General features: G+C 72.1%; 1 protein-coding gene. It reads right to left on the bottom strand.

Features of this window, described 5'->3' with window-relative positions:
* A partial coding sequence (locus tag B7L92_RS21255) for a polyketide synthase dehydratase domain-containing protein (protein WP_255311065.1) occupies positions 1 to 1710 on the bottom strand: 1710 nt, incomplete at its 3' end.
* Between the last annotated feature and the right edge of the window lie 14 nt (positions 1711 to 1724).

Below are 1724 nucleotides of genomic sequence, written 5' to 3'. Positions count from 1 at the left end.
GCCGCCCTCCACATCCACCAGCCGGAACCGGCCCGGGAACTCCGTCTGCGCCGACCGCACCAGCCCCCACACCACCGCCGCCGCCGGATCCGCACCACTGACCACACCCCGGGTCACGAACACCACCCGCGCATCCGGCTCCCGCACCACCTCCAGCGCCCGCGCCGCCAGCGCATGCGCCGACGCCACCACATCCTCACCACCCACCAGCTCCACGAACCGCACCTCACCCGCCTCCACCGCCGGCACCGGCATCGACCACTCCACCCGATACAACGAATTCACGCGGCCAATCTGATCCGGCGTGACGACCCGCAGCGTGAGCGCATCGGCCGAGAGCACGAGCGTGCCCGCCGGATCGACCGCGGTCAGTGACGCGGTGTCGCCGTCGACGGCCAGCCGGACCCGCAGCGCGGTAGCGCCGGCCGCATGCAGGGACACGCCCTCCCAGACGAACGGCAACCCGCTCCGCTCGCCGTGCGCGGTCGCGCCGAGGGTGTGCAGGACGGCGTCGAACAGCGCCGGGTGCAAGCCGTACTGCCCTGACATCTGTTGGGGCAGTTCGACCTCCGCGAAAAACACGCCGTCGGCGGCACGCCAGACTGACCGCAGGCCCTGGAACGACGGCCCGTAGTCGAAACCGAGCTCCAGCACCCGGTCGTAGAACCCGTCGAGCGACAGGGTCTCCGCGTCGGCCGGTGGCCACGCTCCGATGTCGGCGGCGGGGGCGGCGCCCTGACCCAGGGTGCCGGTGGCATGCTGCGTCCATGGGTCGTCCGTGCCGTCGGGCCGGGAGAAGACACCGATCCGGCCGGTCCCGTCGACCGACACCTGGAAGGCGATGCTGCCCTTTTCCGGCAGCACCAGCGGCGCCGTCATGGTCAGCTCGTCGATCCGGTCGAGCCCGACCTCGTCGCCGGCGCGCAGCGCCAGCTCCACGAACCCGGTGCCGGGGAACAGCACCCGGCCGTGCACGACATGATCCGCCAGCCACGGCTGCGTCCGCAAGGACAGCCGGCCGGTCAGAACCACGCCGTCACCGTCGGCGAGTGCGACAACCGAGTCGAGGAGCGGGTGTCCGGCCGTCGAAGGCGCTGCGTCCGACGGCTCCGGCCAGAACCGCTCGTGCTGGAAGGCGTAGGTCGGCAGGTCCACCCGGCGGGCGCCCGTGCCGGCGAAGAACGCCGGCCAGTCCACCGTGACACCGTGGGCGTGAAGCACCGCCAGCGCCGTGACCGCAGCCGTCTCCTCGTCCCGGCCACGCCGCAGCGTCGGCACGGTCGTCACCTCGGCACTCTCCTGGATCATCGCCGACAGCGTGCCGTCCGGCCCCAGCTCCAGAAACGTGCTCACACCACTGTCCACCATCGCCCGCACCGCGTCGGCGAACCGCACGGCCTCGCGCACATGCCGGACCCAGTACTCCGGACTCGTCGGATCACCCGAGATCAGCCGGATCACCGGCTCGCGGAACTCCACGTCCGCGATCGCCGCCGCGAACTCCTCCAGCATCGGATCCATCAACGGCGAATGGAACGCGTGCGACACCGACAACCGCTTGTGCTTCCAGCCCCGCTCCCCCGCCTGCCGCGCGACGCTCTCCACGGCGTCTTCCGCGCCCGCGACCACCACGGACTCCGGCCCGTTCACCGCGGCGACCGAAACGCCTGCCGGCAGCAGCTCGGCGACCTCCGCCTCCGCCGCGGACACCGCGAGCATCGCAC

Source organism: Streptomyces viridosporus, assembly GCF_002078235.1.
Taxonomy (GTDB): domain Bacteria; phylum Actinomycetota; class Actinomycetes; order Streptomycetales; family Streptomycetaceae; genus Streptomyces; species Streptomyces viridosporus.
This window is presented reverse-complemented; position numbering and strand designations above follow the sequence as displayed.